The sequence below is a fragment of the Limosilactobacillus mucosae DSM 13345 genome, assembly GCF_001436025.1.
Taxonomy (GTDB): Bacteria; Bacillota; Bacilli; order Lactobacillales; family Lactobacillaceae; genus Limosilactobacillus; species Limosilactobacillus mucosae.
The window spans coordinates 1-930 of sequence record NZ_AZEQ01000065.1 but is presented as its reverse complement, the minus strand read 5'-3'; the positions used below and the strand labels follow the sequence as shown (position 1 = coordinate 930).

At 50.9% G+C, this 930-nt stretch carries 1 protein-coding gene; it reads right to left on the bottom strand.

Annotated elements, in window-relative coordinates; translation table 11 throughout:
• The coding region (locus tag FC47_RS10705) for a mucin-binding protein (protein WP_056968820.1) at positions 1 to 930 on the bottom strand (930 nt) is incomplete at both ends.

The following is a 930-nucleotide window of genomic DNA, read 5'->3' as shown; positions in this document are numbered from 1 at the left end:
TGGCATCGCCAGTCACGTCAAAGCCATCGCCGCTCTTGTAGGAGCTGCCCTTGTTAACGCTTGGCGACAATTCGTTGCCATCTTCGTCCACGAACTTCTCCGTCAAGCCGTATTGGTTCTGCTTGTATGGTACTGGCGTGTCCTTACCAGGATCAGCTGGTGTAACCGGGCTTGGATCAACTGGCGTGTAGCCTGGTACTTCCGGAATTGGTTCGTTTGGCACGACCTTCGTTGGATCATTAGGGTCCGTTGGGTACGTTGGCGTGTCGGCACCTGGAATTGGATTGCCATTTGGATCAACCGGAATCAGTTTACCATTTGGTGCGTAGGTTACCGTTTCTTCCACGTTTGGATTGTCAGGCGTTGCCGTCAGTCCACCAGCAGCCTTCTTGTCGGCATAGTAGCCATCAATGACTGGCGTATTTTCCGTACCGAATGTCTTGGTACCTTCCCAATCACTCATGGAGATGACTTCACCAGTTACCTTGTCAATCGTAACAGTCCGCGTGAAGGCGTCCTTTTGAGTTTGAACCTTGTCAGCTGGCGTCTTGTCGCCGGCGCCAACGTAGTGAATCGTTTGGGTGGCATCTTTGACCAAGTTGTTGCGGTCAGCATCGGTTGGGTAAACTGGACTGTCAGGATCATTAGGATTGATTGGCTGGCCCGGCGTTACCGGATTTGGATCGTTAGGCGTGATGGTTTGCGTCTTGTGCTTCAAGTGAACCACAAAGTCGTTGCCAGTTTTTTCGTAGACCTGACTGCCATCAGTAAAGTCGTTGGATACCAATTCGTAGCCTTGATCTTCGTAAGTCTTGATCTTGTCGGCCGTGGTGTAGTTGATCGTTGAACCAACCTTGCCGCTTGGCAGATCAGATGAGCTTAACGTCTTGCCAGTCGTGTCATCGATGTACTTGATCGTACCAGTAACTA